The following is a 21,171-nucleotide window of genomic DNA, read 5'->3' on the forward strand; positions in this document are numbered from 1 at the left end:
GGTCGTTCCGGCGATACGATTAAGGTCGATTCATCTCATCTTCTCTTGCCGTTGTAAGATGTTAGTTGTTATTCTGGTCTATGTTCAGCCCGTCGACGGTGCGGGCCACCCGGCCCGCAGCGGACGGTCCCAGAAGGAGAACGTGGTATGACCACTGGTGCAGAGGCGATCGCCGAGCCGATCCGCTCGCGGCGCAATCACTGGAACAACCAGCTCGCTACGCATGCGATCATGCGACCCGACGGCGTGGCGCTCCGGTTCAAAGGCGTCGACACCACGTGGAAGCAGCTGCACGAGCGCTCGGAGAAGTTCGCCGACGCGCTGGCCCGCCGCGGCGTCGGCTTCGGCGACCGGGTGCTGATCCTCGCGCTCAACTACCCCGAGTACATCGAGGCCGTCTTCGGCATCAACGCCCTCGGCGCGATCGCGGTGCCGGTGAACTTCCGCCTCACCCCGCCCGAGGTCGCCTACATCGTCAGCGACAGCGGCGCGAAGGCGATCATCTCCGACACCCTGTTGCAGCCGCTGGCCGCCGCCGTCCGCAAGGACGCCCCGGCGCTGGAGACCCACATCGTCATCGGCGGCAAGAGCGAGGACGGCGTGCTCGGCTACGACGACGCCATCGCCGAGGAGGGCGAGCCGCACGCGCCGCTCGACATCCCCGAGGACACCCCCGCCCTGATCATGTACACCTCGGGCACCACCGGCAGCCCGAAGGGCGCGGTGCTCACCCACATCAACATGAACGCCCAGGCGCTGACCTGCATCCGCGCCATGGAGCTGACCCCCGACTCGATCGCGTTCTGCACCTCGCCGCTGTTCCACATCGCGGGCCTGGGCAGCCTCGCGCCCTACTTCCTGCTCGGCGCCAAGACCGTGCTGCACCCGCTCGGCGCGTTCAACCCGACCGAATTCCTCGACGCCGTGGAGGCCGAGCAGGCCACCACCGCCTTCTGCGTGCCCGCACAGTGGCAGCTCATCTGCGCCGATCCGACCCTGAAGGACCGCAAGCTGGCGCTGAAGATGCTCAGCTGGGGCGCCGCCCCCGCCTCGGACACGGTGCTGCGCGCGATGGCCGAGGCCTTCCCGGACGCCCAGAACGTCGCCGTCTTCGGCCAGACCGAGATGTCGCCGATCACCTGCGTGCTCGAGGGCAAGGACGCGCTGCGCAAGCTCGGCTCGGTCGGCAAGCCGATCCCGACCATCCAGGCCCGCATCGTCGACGACGAGATGAACGACGTCGCCCCCGGCGAGGTCGGCGAGATCGTCTACCGCGGCCCGACTCTCATGCAGGGCTACTGGAACAAGCCGGAAGCCACCGCGGATGCCTTCTACGGCGGCTGGTTCCACTCCGGTGACCTGGTGCGCGCCGACGAAGAGGGCTTCATCTACGTCGTGGACCGCAAGAAGGACATGATCATCTCCGGCGGCGAGAACATCTACTGCGCCGAGGTGGAGAACGTGCTCTTCAGCCACCCGAAGATCCGCGAGGCCGCCGTGATCGGCCGCTCGCACGACAAGTGGGGCGAGGTGCCGGTCGCCATCGTCGCGCTCAACGATCCGGAGGGCGAGCTGACCCTCGAGGAGCTCGAGCCGTTCCTGAACGAGAACCTGGCCCGCTACAAGCAGCCCAAGGATCTCGTCGTGGTGGCCGAGCTGCCCCGCAACGCGGGCGGCAAGGTCGTGAAGCCGCAACTGCGCAAGGATTACGCGTCCTGATGACCTGAGCAGCGCTCATCGCAGCGCTCGCTCGTCCTGCTGATCCGTGAACTGGGACACGGATCGGCGAAATCGGCGCGGGCGGTCGAGGTCTACTCCTGAAGACCTCGAGCGTCCGCGCCGTCGCCGTTTCCGGAACTCGCGCCTTCGCCGCGTTCGCCGAGGTGCCGCCGTCCTCCCGTGCGCCGTAGTCGCCAATCTATCGACCGCGATCTATCCCCCGCTCCCGGTCGCGTTCGATCTCCCGAGCCCGTCCCTGCCGCACCGCCGCGCGATGGATCGAAGCCTGCCGCGCTGCCTCGGAGGCCGGTTCGGGGCTGCTGATCTCCAGCACCTCACGCATCAGGACCTGATCGACCGACAATCCCCGGTCGACGTCGCGCACCATCCGTGCCAGCCGCCGTTCCGGCGCATCGTGTTCGACCTCGACGGCCGGACCTTCTGAGCGCTGGTAGCTGTGGGTCTTACCAGGCGAATGGTATTCGCCTTCCCTGCCGTCACGGACGGCGCGGAATCGTTCCAGGTCCAAGCCGGCGATCTTCTCCGGCGTGAGCCGCAACCGGTCGGCTTGCCGACGGGCCTGCTCGACCGCGATCTCCCGCTCCAACCCTTCCCGCCCCTGATAACGCTGCTCGACAGACCGCACGTGCTCGACACTCAACTGCTGCACGCGCGCGTTGTGCTGATCGGCGATCTCCCGCCAATGCCCTTGCTCGACTTCACGTCCGATCTTCTCGAGACCGTGAACCACGTCCTGGCGCTGCTTCTCGCGTTCCTCTTCCCGCATCTGCTCGACTGTGCGCATCCGGTCCTCGCTCAACCGCAACCCCAGCGATTGCAGGAGATGGCGTTCGTTCCTGCGCTCGGCTTCCCGGAGGTTGTCCAGCCGCTTCGACAACCGCTCATGCTGCTTCTGTAGCGTTTCCGCGGCCAGTGGCTTTCCCGCCTCGGCACCCTCGGCGATCTCCCGCAGCTGCTGGTGCACCTGTTCCCGGTGACGCTCACGCTGATCGGCGAGCGACTTGCCTGTCTCGAGTGCCTTCGTGAACGCTTTCACCCGCCCGGGGTCCTTGCGTTCGCGAACCTGCTCCCGCGCCTGCTGGCCGATCCCCGGCAGCTCGAGTTGTTGACCGCGTTCCAGTTGCCGACCCAGCGCCCACACCTCGCGGGCGTCCGCTCGGGGCACGATCTGATGGGTGAACTTGTCCGGAAAGTCCCGCTGTAGCCTGGCGATCAATGCCTGCGCCTTCGGCGAGATACGTTCACCGGCGACCGAGCGCAGGAGAAGATGTTCGACCTTGCCGTCCCGGATCAACTCGTAGTCGCGGCGCAATTGCTCTTCGTCCTTACGTCCACCGACCTTGCCGGATTTATCTTCGATGGCTCGGACAGGGCCGTTTTCGACGTCACCTCGCTGCTTGTCGTAGCGGCGATTTTGATTGCGAGTTGTTAATTCGTGCTTTCGTGACGGCTTGAGATACCCATTTTGCCGATCACGGTAGTAGCGGTCGGTGCCGTTTTCCCAGATTCGGCCGCGCGCATTGTTGTCAAATGCTTCGCGATCTCTGTCATACCCGTCACGAGGCACGACTGACCCGCCCCCATTGTGCTGATTCTGACAGTTGCGGCGAATTTATTTTTCGCGCGTCACCTGGCCGAGTTGGCGATTCTGTCGTATTCTTCCCGCATCTCGTCGGCCAGCAGTGAGAATCCGTCCCCGTATTCGGAATGGTCCGCGACACCTTCTATCAGCGCCCAAGCCGTGACCTCCTCGTCCTCGTCCTCGTCTACGGGCCAACGGAGTGCGGGATTCACGCTGTCGTAGAAGGAGTGCTCCCGGCCGCGCCATTCGAAGTCGAACCATTGTGCCCGCGCGAATTTGATATAGCATTCACCGACAAAGCAGATGAACTCGTCCGCGATGTCCGCGTTCTCCGGTTTCATGGCTGTCTCCAGGTCCGGAAACAGTTCGGTCACCATGGCGTCGAGCCTCTTCACTTCTGGCGAACCAGCAGGCCACGGCGTGGCCGGTATGTGGGCGATACCCGCACGGTCCATGAACTTCCGCGCCTGGGCTTTCCGGCGCTCGGGGTCGACCCAATCGCCCCAGGCGGTCCGCTGAACTTCGAAATCCAAGCCCAATTGCTCGTCGGTCCCCACGATTCCCCTTTCTGTCGGTCGCTGCTGGTTGTCGCATATCCCAGGACGTAGCCTCGGCTGCTGTAACCCCAACTATGCCCGCGACTGATTTGCAGCCGGTTGGCCGGAAACTTCGTCCATGAGCATCCGCAGTGTCAACGAATGTTTCTCCGGCGGCAGAGCATCGAGCGCCGCACGGGCGTACGCGATACCGCCCTCCCGGTCTCCGGTGCGAACGAGCATCAACCCACGGTGCATCTCGAGGTGCGTCGCGAAACGCGGCATCGTCACTGGCAGGAGCCGCCGTGCCTCGTCCTGTGCCGCCACCGCGGTCGCCTCGTCGCCGATACGAGCCGATAGGAGTGATCGGAAAACCCCGAGCCGCCAGTACGGCACCGCGTAGTCGGAGGCTTCATCGTCGCCTGAGCCGACGTGATCGAACAGCCGGCGCCCCTCGGTATCCAGCGCTCGAGCCGTGTCGACGTCCCCACCGAGTGCTGCCGCATGAGCCTTGCCGTAGATGGCATTCAGACGGCCCAGAGACGGGCGATCGTCCAGGGCCAGAGCCTGCTCGGCGAACATGTTCGCGACCGGCAGCGAGGCCCCTTCGTACCCGAGTGCGATGGCGGCTCGACCACGCACCCACACGCGGGTGTCGATATCGCCTGACCGGTCGGCCGACTCGGCTGCCATTCGATACCACGACACCGCCTTGGACCCGTCCGAGCCTGGGAACGTCTTCGCATACAGCGTCATCAGGCGCGATGCGTGCGCCCACATGCGCGGTGTATCACATTGCTGTTGGATCACCGCGAGGTCGATGGTGAGTCGCCTCTGAATCTCGGCCGCGCCGAGCGTCATGTAATCCGATCCATATGCAGTGAGCATCGAGTCCCAGGCATCAACACTCGGGCCTGCCCCACCCAATCTCGCCGAGAACCCCTCGGCGAGCAGGTCTGAGGCCACGCCCGGAGCAACAGTGGTGGCAGCGAAGGTGGACAGAAACTGACGACGGTTCAACTCGTACTCCAGGACAGCTAGGGGGACATCGAGAACGGCTGCCAGGTGCCGCATCCAAAATGGAGAAGGCTCGGTTCTGCACGACTCCCACCGTCGGGAGATGTACTCGCGGCTGATCGGGACTCCTGAATGCTCCGTCAGCGCATCGGCAAGGCGACCCTGAGACCAGCCGCGCGCCTGCCGCAGATCACGAATGAGCTTGCCCGTGTGCATGAACCCATCATGCACCTCCGGCTCCGAATAGTGCTGCGCGCCACTAGAGATGCCACTACTCACAATCATCACAGAGCAGAACCATTGACATCGGAGGAGAGGTGCCGCTCCCGCCGAAATCAGGTCTCTCGAGACGCTCGCTGTGTAGTTCATCCTAGTGGCCGTCAGACGGCTGACCGCACACGAGGAGCGCCTTTTCGGACTCGGGTCGACGGGCATCGCTCTATCCGCCGAGTTCGACTTCACCCGACCACGAGGGGGTCGAGATGCAAATCAACGATGCATGGATAGTCCTGACCGTAGCGCCGTTGTCGCCGCTGCTTGTCCTCGTTCCGTTCTTTCTCAGATTTCGATCCCACCGGAAACTGCGCTCAGTTGCCCAGCCGATCATCCGAAGTCACCCGGCGCACGCAACACCATTCCGCCCCTACCGACTGGGCGTTGCTCGGATGGTGGCGATCGAGCATGCCGACTGCCTGAGCAGCCAATGCGGCGCAAAGGCATCCGCGGCGAGTGTACTCATCGCGGCAGGACTCATCTGAGCAGCGGTGCGATGTAGACATAATCCACGAATAGGGCTGTGAGCCAGCCTGTCTCGGCAACGTAGCTGCGCTGCGGCATCACATGTAGATGGCCGAGGCTGTTCACTCTGACCTTGATCCGTGGTTGATGATCTTCGCGTAGGCCGGGCTGCTATACGCGGAGACGTCCTGGCCAGGGGGTTTAACAATCTGTGCGCCAACAGATTTCACGCGCGTGAATGCCCCAGACGGGCCGCGTTCCCTCACGACGCACAGCGTCGCCAATCTATTCGATTCGGGAGCACTTCCTTGCTTGCAACACCATCCGGCTTCACTCGCCCTCCTCGTTGCCCTGCCGGTCGCGGTTCGCCGCTGGATGCCGACAACGAGTTCCGTATTCCGCTCTACACCGCCGACTTCGCAGCCGACCCGCACACCGCATACGCCCAGATGCGGGAGCGGTTCGGATCACTGGCTCCGGTGTGGCTGGCACCGGGCGTTCCGGCCACGTTGGTGGTCGGTTACTGGACCGCGCTGCGGATTCTCAACGATCCCGAGCATTTCCCGGCCGATCCGGGCATCTGGCAGCGCAACATTCCGTTGGAGTGTCCGGTGTTGCCGATGATGGAGAAGCGGCCGAATGCGTTGCGCAGCACCGGTGTCGAGCATGCCCGCTACCGGTCCGCGACCGTCGATGCTCTCGAACGGGTGGACTTGGTCGGTCTGCACGCGGTGGTCGAGGCCAGCGCCGTGAGGTTGATCAACGGGTTTTGCTCCCAGGGGCGGGCGGACCTGCTCGCGGATTACGCGTTCCCGCTGGTGTTCGAAGTGATCAGCGAACTCATCGGTTGCGACCCCGATATCAGCGAGCGGATCGCGACGGGGATGGCGATGATGTTCGACACCACCGCTGATGCCGTCGAGGGCAACCAGGTCGCGGTGGGGGCGTTGGCTGAGCTGGTCGTCCGCAAGCGTGTCCGGCCGGGCAGGGACATCACCTCCTGGCTGCTCGCTCACCCCGCCGGCCTGGATGACGCGGAGTCGGTGCATCAGCTGTTCACCCTGTATGCGGCGGCGAGTGAACCGCTGACCAATCTCATCGTCAACACCGTGTCGCTGATGACGACCCACCCTGACTTCGGGGGCCGGGTCGTCGGGGGAGCGGTCTCGACCCGTGACGCGCTCACGCATGTGTTGTTCCGTGATCCGCCGTTGGCGAATTTCTGTATGTCCTATCCCCGCCAACCGCAGCTGATCGACGACAAGGTGTGGGTGCCTGCGCATCAGCCGATCGTGATCAGCCTGGCCGCCTGTAACAACGACCCGGCCGTGGTGGGCGGCAATATCTACGGCAACGAATCCCACCTCGGCCTCGGCGCCGGTCCGCATCGTTGCCCTGCTCGCGGACCTGCGGAGTTGATCGCCGGGGATGCGATCGATCAGCTGCTCGATGCTCTGCCCGAGATCGAGTTGGCGGTCCCCGCCGAGCGTTTGAGGTGGCGGCCTGGACCGTTCCACCGGTCCTTGGAAGCGCTGCCCGTGACTTTCACTCCCGTTCCCGCACTGTCCATTCCAGCCGCTCGCTAGAACGATAGGTATCCCGCGATGACCGATCTGCAACCCGCCCCCGCTTCCATCCCTGCCGCTGGTTCTGCTGCGGTGGTGCTGGATATCACCGGTGCCGATATCCCCGGCGAAGCCATCGCCCTCCGCGAGCGAGGTCCGCTGGTGCGCGTGATGCTGCCCGGCGACATCCCGGCGTGGGCGGTCACCGATCCCGAAGTACTGAAAGAACTCTTCACTGATTGGCGGGTCTCCAAGGACGCCCACCAGCACTGGCCGAAGTTCCGGTCCGGGCAGGTGCCTTCGGATTGGCCGTTGATCACCTGGGTGTCGGTGCGCAACATGTTCACCGCCTACGGGAAAGATCATCAACGCCTGCGTAAGCTCATCGGCCCGGCCTTCACTCCGCGCCGGGTCACCGCCCTGCGTCCCCAGATCACGATGATCGTGCGCCGGCTGCTCGACGACCTCGCCGCCCGCCCCGACCACACGGTGATCGACCTGCGCGAGGACTACGCGACCCAGGTCCCGTTGCGGGTCATCACCGCCCTGATGGGGGTCCCGGACGATCTCCAGGCACGGTTGCGGGTGTGTGTGGACGAGATCTTCTCCACCACCCCGCACCGCGACCCGTACGACACGTTCACCGAACTCGTCGCCACCCTGACCACGCTGGTAGCGCGTCGCCGGGCCGAACCAGGGGAGGACATGACCAGCTTGCTCATCGGCCACCGTGACGAACAAGCCGATCGACTCACCGAGGAAGAACTCGTCCACACCCTGTTGCTGGTGATCAGCGCAGGATACGAAACCACCGTCAACCTCATCGACCAGGCCGTTTATCAGGTGTTGACCCGGCCCGGACTGCTGGGGCAGTTGCGGACCGGCAGCGTCTCGTGGTCGCAGTTGATCGAGGAAACCTTGAGGTATGCGCCGCCGGTGGCGAATCTGCCCTTGCGGTACGCGATCGTCGATATCGACATCGCCGATGTTCAGATCAAGGCCGGTGAAGCGATCATCGCCACGATCGCCGCCGCCAACCGCAGCCCTGATCGGCACGATCCCAACCCCGACCAGTTCGACCCGGCTCGCCTCGACAAGGAACACCTGTCGTTCGGATACGGGCCGCATCACTGCCTGGGCGCGGCCCTGGCCCGCCTCGAAGCGACCGAAGCCCTGCCCGCGCTGTTCGGGCGCTTCCCCGAACTCACCCTCGCCGTCGCCGACGGCGAACTGAAACCGTTGCCGAGCTTCATCTCCCACGGCCACCGGACCCTGCCCGTCTACCTGGACCGGCCCCACGGCATCGAAGGGGGATGCCGTGGGGCCTGACATCGCCACCCGGATATCGCCGCCCACCAGTGAGGTGGTCCCGATCGGCCGTGCTCCCAGCCTCCGCGCCACGGCGGCCACCGGTGAGCGCCGTCATGACAACCCGCACTGGCCGGTACGTTCCCCCGCCGACGCCGCGAACGCGCTCCTACTCCACGGCGAGTGTCCCTGGCACTGCTCGACCCGTCTGGCCGCCGTGCTTGTCAGCCGCGACGACTACCAGTACTTCCGCGACCGCGACCGGATCGTGAGGTGAGAGGGTGGACACCATCGCTCTCGGGCTGCTGAACCACACCGTCAGTACCTCACCTGACACCGACCGCCACACCCTCGTCGAACTCGCCGCCGCACACGGTTACACCATCACCCATGTCCTCGACATCGACGAGAACACCTTCATGCCCACCACGCTCATCATCGACAGCGCCCACAAGATCCGTGCGGCCACGATCCTGGCCCCGAGCTTGGAACACTTCGGGGCAGCGACCAAAGCGCTCGCCCTGGCCGCGACGCTGGTCGTGCCCCGAGCCGTCATTCCCCGTGTTCGCGGCTGGAACCCTAATCCCTGACCGAGCGCCGCGAGCTCGCACTGACAGAAGCGAACCCGTCATGCACCTGCCCCGTACCCTCGCCCGTGCTCTGACCGCCGCGACCTTGCTGGCGATCACCGCCGCCATCTGGACATGGTGGCCTGACCCACCAACCTCCCGGAGGCCGACCGTGGTCGAATACTCCACCACACCCGACCAATGCCTTGGCCAGCTGTCAGGATCCATCTGTCTGGCCGCCGTTCCAGCGCCTGCAGCGAATGACCTGGTGTGGATTGAGCGTCATGCGCTGGCATTCTAGGCTGCTGCGCTTCCTCTCGGTCGGGCTCCAAAATTTGTGCAATGGGTTTCGGGTCGCACGATCGGTTGTGCGGAAGTGCGCTGGGACAGGCGGGTCAAGCAGCACCGGGCTTCAGATCATGTCGCGCTGGGTCATCCAGCGCATCAGGAACCAGCCGCAGAAGACCGGCAGCCAGCAGGTCATGACGCGGTAGAGCAGCACGGACGGCACCGCGATGCTCGCCGGCAGCCCGAATGCCGCCAGGCCGCCGATCAGTGCCGCCTCGACCGCGCCCACGCCGCCCGGGGTCGGTGCCGCCGAGGCCAGCGTGCCGCCGATCATCGTCACGATGGTCACCGTGACGAAGGTGGTTCCGCCGCCGAATGCCTGCACGCTGGCCCACAGCGCCCCGGCCATGCCCAGCGTGATGGCAGCCGAGCCGCCGAGGATGATGGCGAAGCGCTTCGGGTCGCGGGCGAGCTGGCCGAGTTCGCCCAGTACCTCCTGCAATTGGGGCCGCACGGAGGTGTTGAGCCAGCGGCGCAGGGTCGGCACGAACATGAAGGTGCCGATGATGCCGACGCCGACGCCCGCGGCCAGGTAGATGATGGTCGGATCGGGCACGAAGCGGGACAGGTCCGCCGAGGTGCCCGCGACGATGCTGAACAGCACGAGCAGGCTCAGGTGCGTGAGCACCTGGACGGCCTGCTGCAGCGCGACCGCGGCCGTCGCGCGCACCGCGCCGAGCCCGCCCTTCTGCAGGAAGCGCACGCTCAGCGCGAGGCCGCCCACCCGCGCGGGCGTGGTGGTGGCGGCGAAGGTGTTGGCCACCTGCATGATGATCAGGTCGCGCAGCCGCACCATCCGGGAGGCGCACGCCCACAGCGCGGCCGCCGCGCCGATGTAGGTCAGCGAGGACACCCCGAGCCCGAGCAGCGCCCACCACCAGTTGGCGGTGCGCAGCTGGCTGAAGAAGGTCGGCACCTGGCTGATGAACGGGTAGGCCACGTAGACGAGGCCGATCAGCAGCACCAGCTGGATGATCTGGTTACGGGAGAACCGGGTGATCTGGTCGGCTTCGATCTTGTCCTGGCCGGTCTGTCTGCGCACCTCCTCGTGCGCCTCGGAGACCCGGTCGCCCCATTTCGGGATGGCCGCGCGCAGCCCCGCGGGCATGGCGGACTTGGTGAGCCTGCGCGAGGAGTCGAGGACGGCCTGCTCGCCGAGGGTCTCGATGGCCGCGCGGACGGCGGCCTGCTTGCCGTGGGTGGCGGTGGTCGACACCAGCAGCTGGGCGATGTCGGTCTGGAGCTGGGTGTCGCTCGCGCCGAACTCGGCGCTGCCGAAACCGGTGAACAGCACCCGGTCGCCGTCGATGCGCACGTCCTCGGGGCGCAGATCGCCGTGCGCGATGCGGCCTTCGTGCAGAGCCGCCAGCGCGCGCCAGATCAGCGGCAGCTGGTCCTCGCTCGCCGCGTGCAGCGGCTGCCCGGCCGCGACCGTGTGCGCGTAGAGCACCCAGCCGCGATCCAGGGCGGTCACCAGCACCACGTCGGTGCCCGCCAGGCCGAGCCTGCCCGCCGCGACGGCCAGCAGCGCACGATGTTCCACGGCGCGCTCCAGCGAACCGTGCAGGGAGGCGGTCTCACTGGAACGGAAGGTCAGCCAGCGCCACATGGCCCGCAACGTGCCGTGGCTGCGCTGGTTCTTGCCGTACAGCTCGACCACGAGTTCGTCCTCGTGGCCCGCCACGGTGGCCGCGAGCACCAGCGGCCCCGAGCCCGCCGGGCGGCGCACGATGAACCCGGTGATCCGGTGGCCGCCGCGTTCGAGCACCCGCACCGCCGCGTCCAGCGGCACCTCCAGCGCCGGTGTGCCGACCACCCAGACGATCACCGCGCCGACCAGCCAGCCCACGGCGAGGCCGAACATGGCACGCGCGGGCACCACGGTGCTGACCACGAGGTGCATCGGTGCGAACGCCAGCAGCAGGAACCACCACCAGCGCCGCGGCCTGGTCGGCAGCCAGGGGCTCGACACGGTGAGCACCGCCGCCAGCAGCGCGATCCAGCGCGGGTCGTCGAGGAACTGGCTCAGGAAGGTGTCGAGCCGGTCGGGCACCTGTAGATGCCATTTCGGCGCCGACAGGCCGTTGCCGGTGATGGACAGCAGCAGCACCGCCAGCAGGCCCGCCGCCGCGTACCCGGCCAGCAGCTTCCACTGCCTGCCGATGACCAGTTCGATGAGAATGGCGAACGGCAGGATCAGGATGGCGATGCCGTAGATGAGGTAGACCAGGTTCGACTGGTCGGGGGTGAGGAAGCCGACGATGTCGGACACCGAGCGCTCCAGCGCCAGCCACTCCGGCCTGGTGATGACCGAACCCGCGATCACGACCGCCAGGCCGAGCGACGCCAGCATGACCCGGACGATGTCGGTCGTCCGCCGGGTCAGCGGCTGTAACAGGCTCCCGGTGACCGGGATCTCCCGCCCGTCGAGTCGCATCGTCTATCGGTACTTTCGGATCGGTTGGCGCTGGTCGGAGCAGCCCCTAGCGCACGCTCGGTGAGTATGCAGCAGGCGGCCGCGGCCGCCCGGCACCAACACGCCGCGGGCGGGCCGGGCCGAGGGGCGGGGGGCGGGGCCCACGGCCGGTGCCGTGACCGGCCGTTGATCACCCTGCCAGAACCGGGCGCGAACCGGTACGCCCACCCCACCGGCCCCGTCATCAGCCCGCCGTGTCGGCGGCGACCCCGAACACCCGCCCGGTCATCTCGCCCGCGTCGAGTTCGGCGACCGCGCGCACCACCTGCTCCACCGGCAGCCGCTCAGGGAACCGGTCGGGCGCGAGCGCGTTGGCCCGCACCCCGAACGCGCTGTACTCGACGGCCAGATGCTTGGTGAGCTGATCGAGCGCGGCCATCGCCGCCCCGTGCGCGGCCTGCCCGGCGGCCACGGTCGAGCCGGTCAGGGCGGAGACGTTGACGATATTGCGATTGCGCGCCCGGTTGGTTCTCGGGTCGTGCAGCCAGCAACGCTGCGCCAGCCGGGCCGCCAGCCGCAGCGGCGCGGCGACCGCAGTGGCGCAACGGGCCAGGAAATCCGCCAGCGTCGCGTCGGCGTCGAGCAGCGAGACCGTGGTGTCCGGCCGCGGCGTGGCGGCGTTGACGAGCAGGTCCACCCCGCCGAACCGGGCCAGCGCCAGGTCGGCGATCCGCTCGGGCTCGCCCTCGGCGGTCAGGTCGGCGCGCAGCACGTACACCGGGTAGGTGTTCTCCGGCAGCGCGGTGCGCGGGGCGAACGGGTCGACGAACCATTCCAGCTGCGAGACCACGGCGGGTGTCTGCTCGCCGCACACCGCCACGATGTCGTAGTCGGTGCGCATGGCCTGGCAGAACAGTTCGCCGAACGAGCTGTCGGCTCCGGTCAGCAGGCAGACCCGCCGGTCACCCTCGGCCATGTGTGTCTCCTTCGGTCCGGTGCTGCGGGTGGGGATCGGGGTCGTGCAGATACATCAGCACGCTGTCGCGCGCGTGGCGGTCGCCGCCGAGGTGGCGGTGCCTGGTGTGCGGGGCGGTGGCGAACAGCACCAGCGAATTGCCCAGCGGCGGAACGAGAGCGGGCGCGGCGTCCCCGGCCACCGGATACAGCGCGGTCTCGCCGCCGTCGCCTGCCCGCCACTCGGCCGGGCCGAGGTGGAAGAGCAGGGCCAGCGCCCCCGCCGCGCCGGTCGGTTCGTGCCTGGTCTCACCCGCCTGCCCGCCCACCGGGTGGTGGCGCAGGGTACCGGTGACCGCGCCTGCGCCCCCGCCGGGCAGCACCGCCTCGGCCAGCCCGGCGATCAGGTCGTGCCACTCCCGGGAGGTGAACAGCGCCAGCGGTCCGTCCCGCAACTCCCACAGCGAGATCGCTGTGTGCTCCCGGCCCGCTGTGGCTCCCGGCGACGCGGTGTCCCCGGTGCCGCCCGTCGTCCGCACCCGCGCGACCTCGGCCCGCAGGCGGCCGTAGAACTCCTCGGTGAACACCTCGCGCGCGTAGACGTGCGGGAACGGCTCGGTGCGGCGGATCCAGCGTCGGTGCGCGAACAACCGGACGAACCAGGCAGGCGCGGGACGCGCCGTTTCCCCAGGCAAGACGACTCCCTCCCGATCGACCGCCTCCGATCCTATGGGGACGCGTGATCCGTCCGGGCGACCCGGCGGTCCCGGCGAACCAGCAGGCCCGATCCGGCGCGGCGCCGGACGCGGCCCGGATGCGAGGATCGGGCCGTGGTCGAGGATCTGCGCGTGTGCTTTGTCGGGAACTCCTTCGTCGCCGGGGTCGGCGATCCGCACCGGCTCGGCTGGGCCGGACGCCTGGCCGCCGCCGCACCGCCCCGGCCACCGTTGACGGTCTACAACCTGGGCGTCCGTGGTCGGACCGCGCCGGAGATCCGGGACCGGCTCGCCGTCGAATGCGCACCGCGCCTGCCCGATCAGGCGACCGGGGCGGTGGTGCTGTCCTTCGGCGCCAACGACACCGCCCAGGCCGGGGAGCGCCCGCGCGTCGCGCCCGCGGAGTCCGCGGCCGCGCTCTCGGCGATCCTCGACGAGGTGGCCGCCCGCGGCTGGACCGCGCTGATGATCGGCCCGCCGCCGGTGGACGATGCCGGGCACACCGCGCGCATCCGCGCGCTCGACGCCGAGTACGCCCGGCGGTGCGCGGCGGCCGAGGTCACGTACGTGCCGGTGGCGGCCGCGCTGTGCCGGAACGAGGTGTGGATGCGCGAGGTCGCCGAGGGGGACGGGGCACATCCGGGCGCGGCCGGGTACGAAACGCTGGCCCGGCTCGTCGAACCGGCGTGGCGCACCTGGCTCGACGGTCTGGCGCGCTGAGCCGACGAGCGCCACCGGCGCTGAGCCGAAAGCGCCGGGCGCGCAATGGGATGCGCCACCAGTCCGTTGGCTCTACCCTGTGCGGACACACAAACGGGTTCGCCGATGAGGAAGGTCGCGTCGATGGGAGCCGATACGGTCGTCGCGGATGTCGCCGACGAGCTGGCCCGGCGCGTGGCCGCCGGGCAGTACCGGCCCGGTGAGCTGATGCCCTCGGTGCGCCAGGTCGCCGAGGAGTTCGAGATGAACCGGGCGACAGCGCAATTGACCCTCGGCAGGCTGGAGTCCTACGGGTTCGTCTCGGCCCGCCGCGGCAAGGGCTTCACCATCCACGACGTGCGCGCCGTCGGCGGCCTCGAGGTGTACCGGCACCTGTTCCGCTTCTCCCTCGACCGCCCCGACCTGGCGGTGGCCATGTTCGGTGACATCGTCGCCGCCGAACGGGAATTGGTGCGCGAGGCACTGCTCGGCTACACCGCGAGCGAGCGCGCCGTCGACCGCGCCGAACTGGCCGCGATGGTGGCCGAGTTGGAGACCCTGGCCAGACAGCAGCCGCCCGACCATCGGCGCGTGCTCGCCGCCGAGGTCGCGCTGATCCGGCGGCTGTTCACCGCCATGGACACCTCGTTGCGGCGGGCGGTGTTCAACTCGGTCGCCGAGATGGTGCTGGAGGTGCCCGAGGCGGTGCGGGCCTACTTCGCCGCGCCCGCCGAACTGCACGCGCTGATGTGGCGGGCGTTGCTGTCGGTGTGGGATTCCGGCACGCCGCCCTCGCCCGCGCAGTCCGCGTTGTTCGACGAATTGTTCGACAACTATCACCGGCGGGTGCTCGCCCGCTTCCGGGAACTCGTCGCGGGCGGCGCCGCCACAGCACCGGTCACCACAGCACCGGTCACCACAGCACCTGTCGCCCCGGCCGCGCGCGCCGCGACCGGCTGAGGACTTCCCGCCGGATCGGGGGATGCTGGCAAACCCCGCGCACCGGTCGTACCGTGGCCCTATGACCGAGTCGGCAGTGCCCGAGTCACCCGTGTCACCGGCGGTCGCCGAGGCGGCGGAGCCGCTGCCCGCCATCCCGCTGGAGTCCTGGCGGCCCACCAAGCAGACACTGCACCGGTTCGCTCAGGTGGTGGGCAAGGTCGCGCTGGCCAAGGGCATCCGCCGCAACCATTGGTGGCACATGACCTTCCGGCTGACCGCCCGCGGCTGGACCACCGTCCCGCTCGGCGATCCCGGGGTCGGCCCGGTGTTCACCTGTGCCTTCGACTTCTTCGACCACGTGTTGCGCATCGCCACCGACGAGGGCGTACAGGTCGAGTTCGACCTGCCGGGCAAATCCGTCGCGACCTTCTACGCCGACGTCATGGGCGGCCTCGGCGACCTCGGCATCGATCTGGTGATGCCGCGGCCGCACCCGTTCGACCTGCCCGACGCCGACCGCTGGTTCGAGCAGGACACCGAGCACGCCGACTACGACCCGGACAAGGTGCGCCGCGCGTTCGTCGTGCAGAGCCGGGTGGGGCGCATCCTCGAGCAGTTCAGCTCCGGCTACGCCGGCAAGATCAGCCCGGTGCAGTTGTTCTGGCACACCTTCGACCTGGCCGTGCAGCGTTTCTCCGACCGCCGCGTCGACATGCCGGACACGGTGGATCTGGTCACCAGGGAGGCCTACTCCCGCGAGGTCGTCAGCGCGGGCTTCTGGTTCGGCGACGACAAGACGCCCGAACCCACCTTCTACTCCTATGTCGCCCCCGAGCCCGCCGGGCTCCCCGACCGACCGCTGCGCCCCGACGGCGCCCACTGGGTGCCCTCGGGGTCGGCGCACGCGGCCTACTACGGCTACGACGCCGCGCGCGCCACCGGCGACCCGTTCGGCGCGGCGCTCGAGTTCTTCGAGACCGTCTACGCCGAGGGCAGCGCGCTGGCCGGGTGGGACGCCGCCGCGCTCGCGTGCCCCGGCGGCGTCACCGATCCGGTGCTCGCACGGCGACAGCCCTGAGCCGTGCGAGCCGAGGAAGCGGCCCGGGCTCAGCTGTTGAGCTTGTTGAGCCGCTCGCAGGCCTCCACGTACTGGTTGATCAGGCGCTCCATGACATCGGCCGAGCGCTCGACCTTCTGCATCATGCCGACGATCTGGCCGACCGGGTTGAAGTTGACGTCCTTGGCGGCCTCCGGGTAGCGGTGGCCGCGCTTGACGCCGTCGATGGCCACCATCATCTGCAGCGGCATCGGCAGCGGCTTGGGGTTCTCCGGCGCCTCCCAGGCCTCGGTCCAGTCGTTGCGCAGCATGCGCGCAGGCTTGCCGGTCCACGCCCGCGAGCGCACGGTGTCGTGGCTGCTGGCGTCGATGAGGGTCTGCATCTGCGCGGGCGGCACGTTGGCTTCCTCCACGGTCAGCCAGATCGAGCCGGTCCAGGCGCCCGCCGCGCCCATCGCCATGGCGGCGGCGACCTGGCGGCCGTCGCCGATGCCACCGGCGGCCAGCACCGGCAGGTCGCCGACGGCATCGATGACCTGCGGCCACAGCACCATCGACGACACCTCGCCGCAGTGCCCGCCGCCCTCGGTGCCCTGGCAGACCACGAAGTCCAGCCCGGCCTCCTTGTGCTTGAGCGCGTGCTTGACCGAGCCGCACAGCGCGCCGATCAGCCTGCCCGAGTCCTTGATCTGGGCGACCACGTCCTCCGGCGGGGTGCCGAGCGCGTTGGCGACCAGCTTGGCCTTCGGGTGCTTCAGGATCACCTCGACCTGCGGGCCCGCGGTGGTGGCGGTCCAGCCGAGCAGCTGGTTGGGGGTCTCGCCGTCGGGCAGCTTCGGCACGCCGTGGTCGGCGAGGATCTTCTCGGCGAAGTCGCGGTGGCCCTGCGGCACCATCTCGGCGAGCTTGGCCTCGAGCTCCTCGGGGCTGAGCCCGTCGATGCCCTTGCCCTCGTACTTGGAGGGGATGACCAGGTCGACGCCGTAGACGCCGTTGACGTGCTCGTCGAGCCAGGCCAGCTCCACTTCCAGTTGCTCGGCGGTGAAGCCGACCGCGCCGAGCACGCCGAGGCCGCCGGCATTGCTGACCGCGGCGGCCACATCGCGGCAATGGGTGAAGGCGAAGATGGGGAACTCGATCCCCAGCCGCTCGCAGATTTCGGTACGCATCGGGTGCTGGTCTCCCTTACCTGCCTCGCGGACTGCTCACGCGGCCCGAGAATGCTCTAGAACGGGTTGCATAGTCGCCATCTCGCATGGCGATCGAGATCGGCTGGATGACACCTGTGCCGACCGAAGTCCCCGCGTACCGCGGGTATCGCCTCGCCTGCGCGGCGCGGGGAACGGCCGGTGAGTGCACCATGTAAAGACAGTAACACGTTCTAGTTTTGTCGCGGGATACCCAATTTTTCCGCGGGTGACCCCGCGCCTGCCGCGACCGCGCTCAGACCACGCCCGGTCCGGTGCGGCGCAGCAGCAGACAGGCGTGGTCGAAGCGTTCGCCCGGCCGCGGCGCCCGCACCATCCGCATCAGCACCTCGAACCCCGCCGCCCGCGCCAGGTCGGCCAGCCGCCGCGGCCACCACCGGTAGGCCCGCACCACCGCGTGGTCGAAGGCGACCGGATCACCCTGCCTCTCGGCGGCCTGGAAACCCAGCAGCGCGTGCCCGTCCGGCCGCAGCACCCGCGCGAACTCCGCCAGCGCGCCGGGCATCCGCTCCGGCGGCAGGTGGATGAGCGAATACCAGGCCACCACCCCGGCCAGGGATTCCGAGGCCAGCCCGGTGTGTTCCAGTGAGCCGACCTCGAATCGCAGCCCGGGATGCGCGGCCCGCGCGTGCGCGATCATGCCCGGCGAGAGGTCGAGGCCGGACAGCTCCAGCCCCGCCTTCGCCAGGTAGGCGGTGATCCGCCCCTCGCCGCAGCCGAGATCGGCCACCGGGCCCGCGCCCACGCACTCGGCGAAGACGTCGAGCGGGGCCCGCTCGAAGGGATTGCCCTCGAGCGAGCCCCGCGCGAATTCCGCATAGACCCCGGCCATCTCGTCATAGGCGTCGCGCACGATATCCACGCGCACCATCCTGCCCTCGGTCGGGGCGCCGCCTCAGGACGGCACGGGCAGGCCGTGGAAGCGGTCGACCATCCACGCCGCGGCCGTTGGCACATGGGTGAACTCGGGGATGCCGTGACCGGCGGCGGTTCCGGGCAGGATCGGCGGGATCGTGAGGGTGTGCAGGGTGACCGGGACGCCGCGCGAGCGCCAGATCCCGGCCAGCTCGTGCACCCGCTCGTAGGGCACCGCGTCGTCGTTGACGTTGATCGCCAGCAGCACCGGCGCGCCCGGGGTCAGGTTGCCGAGGGCCTGATCGGCGACGACGCGCGCGCCCACCGGGTCGCCCACCACGGCCGCGCCAAGCGACTCGCCCGTCGTCGTCCACTGCGAGGTGCGCTGGAAGGAGTAGGTGAGCAGGGTCTGCGCGACGCACTGGTCGCCGGTGGTCGCCACCATCGCCTTGCCCTCGTCGTTGAGCACGCGGTCGAGCACGGGTGCGATCTCCGGGTCGGTGCGGACCACGCCGTTGAGGTAGTAGCCCACCGCGCCGATCAGGGTGCTGCCTTCGGCCCTGGCCAGGGTGTCGTCGAGCTTGACCGGCGTAGCGCCCGCATAGGTGCCCGCCACGTTCAGTTCCGGCGCGTAACTCGGCTGGAGTTCGGCGGCGGCGCCCGCGGCGTGACCGCCCTGTGAGTATCCCCAGAAGCCGACCGGGCCGGACGGATCGAGCGAGGTGCCGGGCAGCCGCTGGGCGGCGCGCGCGGCGTCGATGACCGCCCGCGCGGAGGCGGCGCGATTGCCGTAGGGGTGCGGTCCTGGGGTGCCGAGACCCACGTAGTCGGTGAACACCACGGCGATGCCCTGGGTGAGCAGGTAGTCGACGGCGAACTGCTCGTAGGCGATCGACAGGTCCAGCGGCGGGCGGTAGTGCAGCAGCGAGCTCATCGCGATCGACGGCGCGCACTGGCGTCCCTCGCCGATGGTGCCCGAGGCCAGCGAGATCAGCGGCCGGGGACCGCCGCCCGCCCACGGGGTGCTCGGCTCGAAGTAGGTGCCGGTGACCGCCAGCGGATTGCCGTCGTCGTCCACGCTGCGGTACATGATCCGCCGGGCGCTGCCGGGGAAGGCGCCGGTGGGCGAGGGCACCGAAAGGGCAAGAGACATGGGCTCTTCCCGGATCACATCACCGGGGGCCGAGCCGGGCAGCACCGACGGCGGGTCGTAGAACGAGCCCCACGGGCCCACGGGCGCCGGCACCCCGGGCGGGCTCGCGGCCGCCTGCGGCGCGATCAGCGCGGCGACCGACAGGCCGACGGCTGTCGCCAGCGCGGCCGAGCAGGTCCTGATGCGTCGTTGCATCGGATTCGACTCCCTCCGTAGTCACGCGCCCGCCCGTGCAGTGGCACAGAACACAGCGAGTCGCGTGCACTGATTACAGGCAGGTGCCGTCAGTAAGTCAACCGACGGCACCCGCGAGTCGGGCGGGAGGAGGGGCCGCGCGCGGGCGATCACCGGTCCGAATCGGGCTCCTCGATCGGCGTCGTGGCCGGGACCGGGGTCGTCGTGACCGGGGTCGTCGTGGCCGGGCTGGTCGTGACCGGGCTGGCCGTGACCGGGGTGCTGTCGGCCACCCGCGGCCGGTCGGCGGTCGGCGGGGCCGCCACCTCGGTGGTCGGCGGCGCCTGCGCCGGAGTGGTCTCGGCGCCGGCCTGTTCGGTGGCCGGCTCCGGGGTGGCCTCGGTGGTGGTCGGCTCGGGAGTGGTCGGCTCCGTGGTGGTCGGCTTGGTGGTGGTCGGCTCGGGGGTGGCCGGGGTGGTGCTCGTGCCCTCCGGCGTCGTCGTGGCCGCGACCTCCTCGGCGGTGCGCGAGGTGCTGGTCTTCGACGGTGTGGTGCTGCTCGGCGCGGGCTTCGTCGTGGTGGTCGGCTTGCCGGTGGTGGTCGGCTTCGCGGTGGTGGTGCCCGCGGCCTCGGCCGCCAGATAGGTGTTGCGCTCGCGCTCCACCTCGGCGACGTTGACCTTCATCTCCTCGTAGGCCACCGCCAGCTCGGCGGGCTCCGGCTTGGTCTTGGTCTGCACCGGCTCGCCGGCCTGCGCCTGCTTGGCCAGGTGGGTCAGCCAGGCCGCGGCGTACTCCGCCGAGGTCATGTCCTTGCCCGAGGCCGGGTCGGCGTCGCGCCAGTAGTCGAAGTGATGACCGGTGTGGTCGGGCCCGAGGGTCAGGTTGTACGGGTCGCTCATGATCACCGGGATGGTGTTCTGGTTGGTCACCAGCAGGCCGACGACCTCGTTGAGCAGTTTGCGCGGCAGGTGCGCCAGCGGGGAGATCTCCTCGACCGCGATCGAATCGGAGATCGGCGCGGGCTCGTGCGCGCCGGGCACGTACTCGGGATCGGAGACCCGCAGCAGGACCTCGAGGAAGGTCTCGTCGGTGGCCATCCAGTTCGGGTGGGAGGCGATGTCGGAGAAGGCGGCCAGCGCGATCTGCCCGAGCACCATCGCCACGTCGCCGCCGGTCGCCGGGGTGAGCCCCTCGCGTTCGAGGGTGTCCACGTTCACCTGCCTGCCCACGTTCACCAGCAGTTGCAGCAGTGAGATGTTCTCCGGCGCCGCGCAGGTCAGGTCGCCCTCGGAGCAGAACGAGGCGATGCGCCCGTTGAGCGCGCCGAAGTCGCCGCCGGTGCCTGGCAGCGCGCCCTGGCCGGGCGCGGCGGCGGAGGCGTTCTGGTACTGCCGGTCGAAGCCGTCGGGATTGGCGAACGGGTCGTCGGAGCCGATGAACGGACCCTCGCCCGCCCCGCGCCCGGCGTCGGCCAGGATGACCACGCCGACGACCTGGTTCGGGTCGACCACGTCGTAGCCGTCGCCCGCCTCGTCGTTGCCGATGCCCATCGCGACCCGGCGCACCACGTCGGCGCCCTCGCAGTAGCCGA

The 21,171-nt window shown here is 68.9% G+C and carries 18 protein-coding genes; 8 read left to right on the forward strand and 10 right to left on the reverse strand.

Features of this window, described 5'->3' with window-relative positions:
* Window positions 1-147: 147 nt before the first annotated feature.
* Window positions 148-1,719, forward strand: a complete 1,572-nt coding sequence (gene fadD5, locus QH283_RS05760; RefSeq protein WP_280501974.1) for a fatty-acid--CoA ligase FadD5 — start codon at window positions 148-150, stop codon at window positions 1,717-1,719.
* 199 nt (window positions 1,720-1,918) lie between these two features.
* On the opposite strand, the gene QH283_RS05765 is transcribed toward fadD5, so the two are convergent.
* From QH283_RS05765 to QH283_RS05775, 3 genes are all read right to left on the reverse strand, one after another.
* Window positions 1,919-3,307, reverse strand: coding sequence for a hypothetical protein (locus tag QH283_RS05765; protein ID WP_280501975.1), 1,389 nt, complete (start codon window positions 3,305-3,307; stop codon window positions 1,919-1,921).
* 59 nt (window positions 3,308-3,366) lie between these two features.
* Window positions 3,367-3,879 carry a hypothetical protein gene (locus QH283_RS05770; RefSeq protein WP_280501976.1) on the reverse strand — a complete coding sequence of 171 codons (513 nt, stop codon included), beginning with the start codon at window positions 3,877-3,879 and terminating at the stop codon, window positions 3,367-3,369.
* Between the two features lie 72 nt (window positions 3,880-3,951).
* The gene (locus tag QH283_RS05775; protein WP_280501977.1) at window positions 3,952-5,091 is read right to left on the reverse strand and encodes a helix-turn-helix domain-containing protein; all 1,140 of its coding nucleotides are present in this window, start codon (window positions 5,089-5,091) and stop codon (window positions 3,952-3,954) included.
* Between the two features lie 266 nt (window positions 5,092-5,357).
* Between QH283_RS05775 and QH283_RS05780 the strand changes: the two genes are divergently transcribed.
* The 4 genes from QH283_RS05780 (at window position 5,358) to QH283_RS05795 (ending at window position 9,076) form a co-directional block, all read left to right on the forward strand.
* Window positions 5,358-5,633 (forward strand): hypothetical protein, encoded by a 276-nt coding sequence (locus tag QH283_RS05780; protein WP_280501978.1) that lies wholly within the window; start codon window positions 5,358-5,360, stop codon window positions 5,631-5,633.
* Window positions 5,634-5,921: 288 nt separating this feature from the next.
* The gene (locus tag QH283_RS05785) at window positions 5,922-7,199 is read left to right on the forward strand and encodes a cytochrome P450 (RefSeq protein ID WP_280501979.1); all 1,278 of its coding nucleotides are present in this window, start codon (window positions 5,922-5,924) and stop codon (window positions 7,197-7,199) included.
* An 18-nt stretch (window positions 7,200-7,217) separates the two neighbouring features.
* Window positions 7,218-8,507: a cytochrome P450 family protein gene (locus QH283_RS05790; protein ID WP_280501980.1), complete on the forward strand. Its 1,290-nt coding sequence runs from the start codon at window positions 7,218-7,220 to the stop codon at window positions 8,505-8,507.
* A gap of 260 nt (window positions 8,508-8,767) precedes the next feature.
* Window positions 8,768-9,076: a hypothetical protein gene (locus tag QH283_RS05795; protein WP_280501981.1), complete on the forward strand. Its 309-nt coding sequence runs from the start codon at window positions 8,768-8,770 to the stop codon at window positions 9,074-9,076.
* A 391-nt stretch (window positions 9,077-9,467) separates the two neighbouring features.
* Here the strand turns inward: QH283_RS05795 and QH283_RS05800 are convergent, their stop codons facing one another.
* From QH283_RS05800 to QH283_RS05810, 3 genes are all read right to left on the reverse strand, one after another.
* Complete coding sequence (locus QH283_RS05800) at window positions 9,468-11,840, reverse strand: lysylphosphatidylglycerol synthase transmembrane domain-containing protein (RefSeq protein WP_280501982.1); 2,373 nt, start codon at window positions 11,838-11,840, stop codon at window positions 9,468-9,470.
* A gap of 223 nt (window positions 11,841-12,063) precedes the next feature.
* Window positions 12,064-12,795: an SDR family oxidoreductase gene (locus QH283_RS05805; RefSeq protein WP_280501983.1), complete on the reverse strand. Its 732-nt coding sequence runs from the start codon at window positions 12,793-12,795 to the stop codon at window positions 12,064-12,066.
* A complete protein-coding gene (locus tag QH283_RS05810; protein ID WP_280501984.1) occupies window positions 12,782-13,468 on the reverse strand; it encodes a 2OG-Fe(II) oxygenase in 687 nt (228 codons plus the stop codon). The genes QH283_RS05805 and QH283_RS05810 overlap by 14 nt, the downstream gene beginning before the upstream one ends.
* A 135-nt stretch (window positions 13,469-13,603) precedes the next feature.
* On the opposite strand from QH283_RS05810, the gene QH283_RS05815 reads away from it, so the two are divergent.
* The 3 genes from QH283_RS05815 to QH283_RS05825 all read left to right on the forward strand — a co-directional run bounded on the left by QH283_RS05815 (window position 13,604) and on the right by QH283_RS05825 (window position 16,208).
* Window positions 13,604-14,209: a GDSL-type esterase/lipase family protein gene (locus QH283_RS05815; protein WP_280501985.1), complete on the forward strand. Its 606-nt coding sequence runs from the start codon at window positions 13,604-13,606 to the stop codon at window positions 14,207-14,209.
* A 123-nt stretch (window positions 14,210-14,332) separates the two neighbouring features.
* Complete coding sequence (locus QH283_RS05820) at window positions 14,333-15,148, forward strand: GntR family transcriptional regulator (RefSeq protein WP_280501986.1); 816 nt, start codon at window positions 14,333-14,335, stop codon at window positions 15,146-15,148.
* 61 nt (window positions 15,149-15,209) lie between these two features.
* Window positions 15,210-16,208 carry a DUF5996 family protein gene (locus QH283_RS05825; RefSeq protein WP_280501987.1) on the forward strand — a complete coding sequence of 333 codons (999 nt, stop codon included), beginning with the start codon at window positions 15,210-15,212 and terminating at the stop codon, window positions 16,206-16,208.
* A gap of 29 nt (window positions 16,209-16,237) precedes the next feature.
* Here QH283_RS05825 and QH283_RS05830 read toward each other — a convergent pair whose 3' ends face one another.
* The 4 genes from QH283_RS05830 to QH283_RS05845 form a co-directional block, all read right to left on the reverse strand.
* Complete coding sequence (locus QH283_RS05830) at window positions 16,238-17,356, reverse strand: NAD(P)H-dependent flavin oxidoreductase (protein WP_280501988.1); 1,119 nt, start codon at window positions 17,354-17,356, stop codon at window positions 16,238-16,240.
* Window positions 17,357-17,630: 274 nt separating this feature from the next.
* Window positions 17,631-18,257 (reverse strand): class I SAM-dependent DNA methyltransferase, encoded by a 627-nt coding sequence (locus QH283_RS05835; protein ID WP_280501989.1) that lies wholly within the window; start codon window positions 18,255-18,257, stop codon window positions 17,631-17,633.
* 33 nt (window positions 18,258-18,290) lie between these two features.
* Window positions 18,291-19,598 (reverse strand): lipase family protein, encoded by a 1,308-nt coding sequence (locus QH283_RS05840; RefSeq protein WP_280501990.1) that lies wholly within the window; start codon window positions 19,596-19,598, stop codon window positions 18,291-18,293.
* Between the two features lie 149 nt (window positions 19,599-19,747).
* Window positions 19,748-21,171, reverse strand: a 1,424-nt coding sequence (locus QH283_RS05845) for a hypothetical protein (protein WP_280501991.1), incomplete at its 5' end; no start/stop codon positions are given.

It is taken from the genome of Nocardia farcinica (assembly GCF_029867845.1).
Taxonomy (GTDB): domain Bacteria; phylum Actinomycetota; class Actinomycetes; order Mycobacteriales; family Mycobacteriaceae; genus Nocardia; species Nocardia farcinica_A.

Excerpts from the sequence above, each read along its gene's own strand:
- QH283_RS05800 (WP_280501982.1), bottom strand. The coding sequence starts at position 11,840 with ATGCGACTCGACGGGCGGGAGATCCCGGTCACCGGGAGCCTGTTACAG.
- QH283_RS05825 (WP_280501987.1), top strand. The coding sequence starts at position 15,210 with ATGACCGAGTCGGCAGTGCCCGAGTCACCCGTGTCACCGGCGGTCGCC.
- QH283_RS05830 (WP_280501988.1), bottom strand. The coding sequence starts at position 17,356 with ATGCGTACCGAAATCTGCGAGCGGCTGGGGATCGAGTTCCCCATCTTC.
- QH283_RS05840 (WP_280501990.1), bottom strand. The coding sequence starts at position 19,598 with ATGCAACGACGCATCAGGACCTGCTCGGCCGCGCTGGCGACAGCCGTC.
- QH283_RS05820 (WP_280501986.1), top strand. The coding sequence starts at position 14,333 with ATGGGAGCCGATACGGTCGTCGCGGATGTCGCCGACGAGCTGGCCCGG.
- fadD5 (WP_280501974.1), top strand. The coding sequence starts at position 148 with ATGACCACTGGTGCAGAGGCGATCGCCGAGCCGATCCGCTCGCGGCGC.
- QH283_RS05805 (WP_280501983.1), bottom strand. The coding sequence starts at position 12,795 with ATGGCCGAGGGTGACCGGCGGGTCTGCCTGCTGACCGGAGCCGACAGC.
- QH283_RS05775 (WP_280501977.1), bottom strand. The coding sequence starts at position 5,091 with ATGCACACGGGCAAGCTCATTCGTGATCTGCGGCAGGCGCGCGGCTGG.
- QH283_RS05780 (WP_280501978.1), top strand. The coding sequence starts at position 5,358 with ATGCAAATCAACGATGCATGGATAGTCCTGACCGTAGCGCCGTTGTCG.
- QH283_RS05790 (WP_280501980.1), top strand. The coding sequence starts at position 7,218 with ATGACCGATCTGCAACCCGCCCCCGCTTCCATCCCTGCCGCTGGTTCT.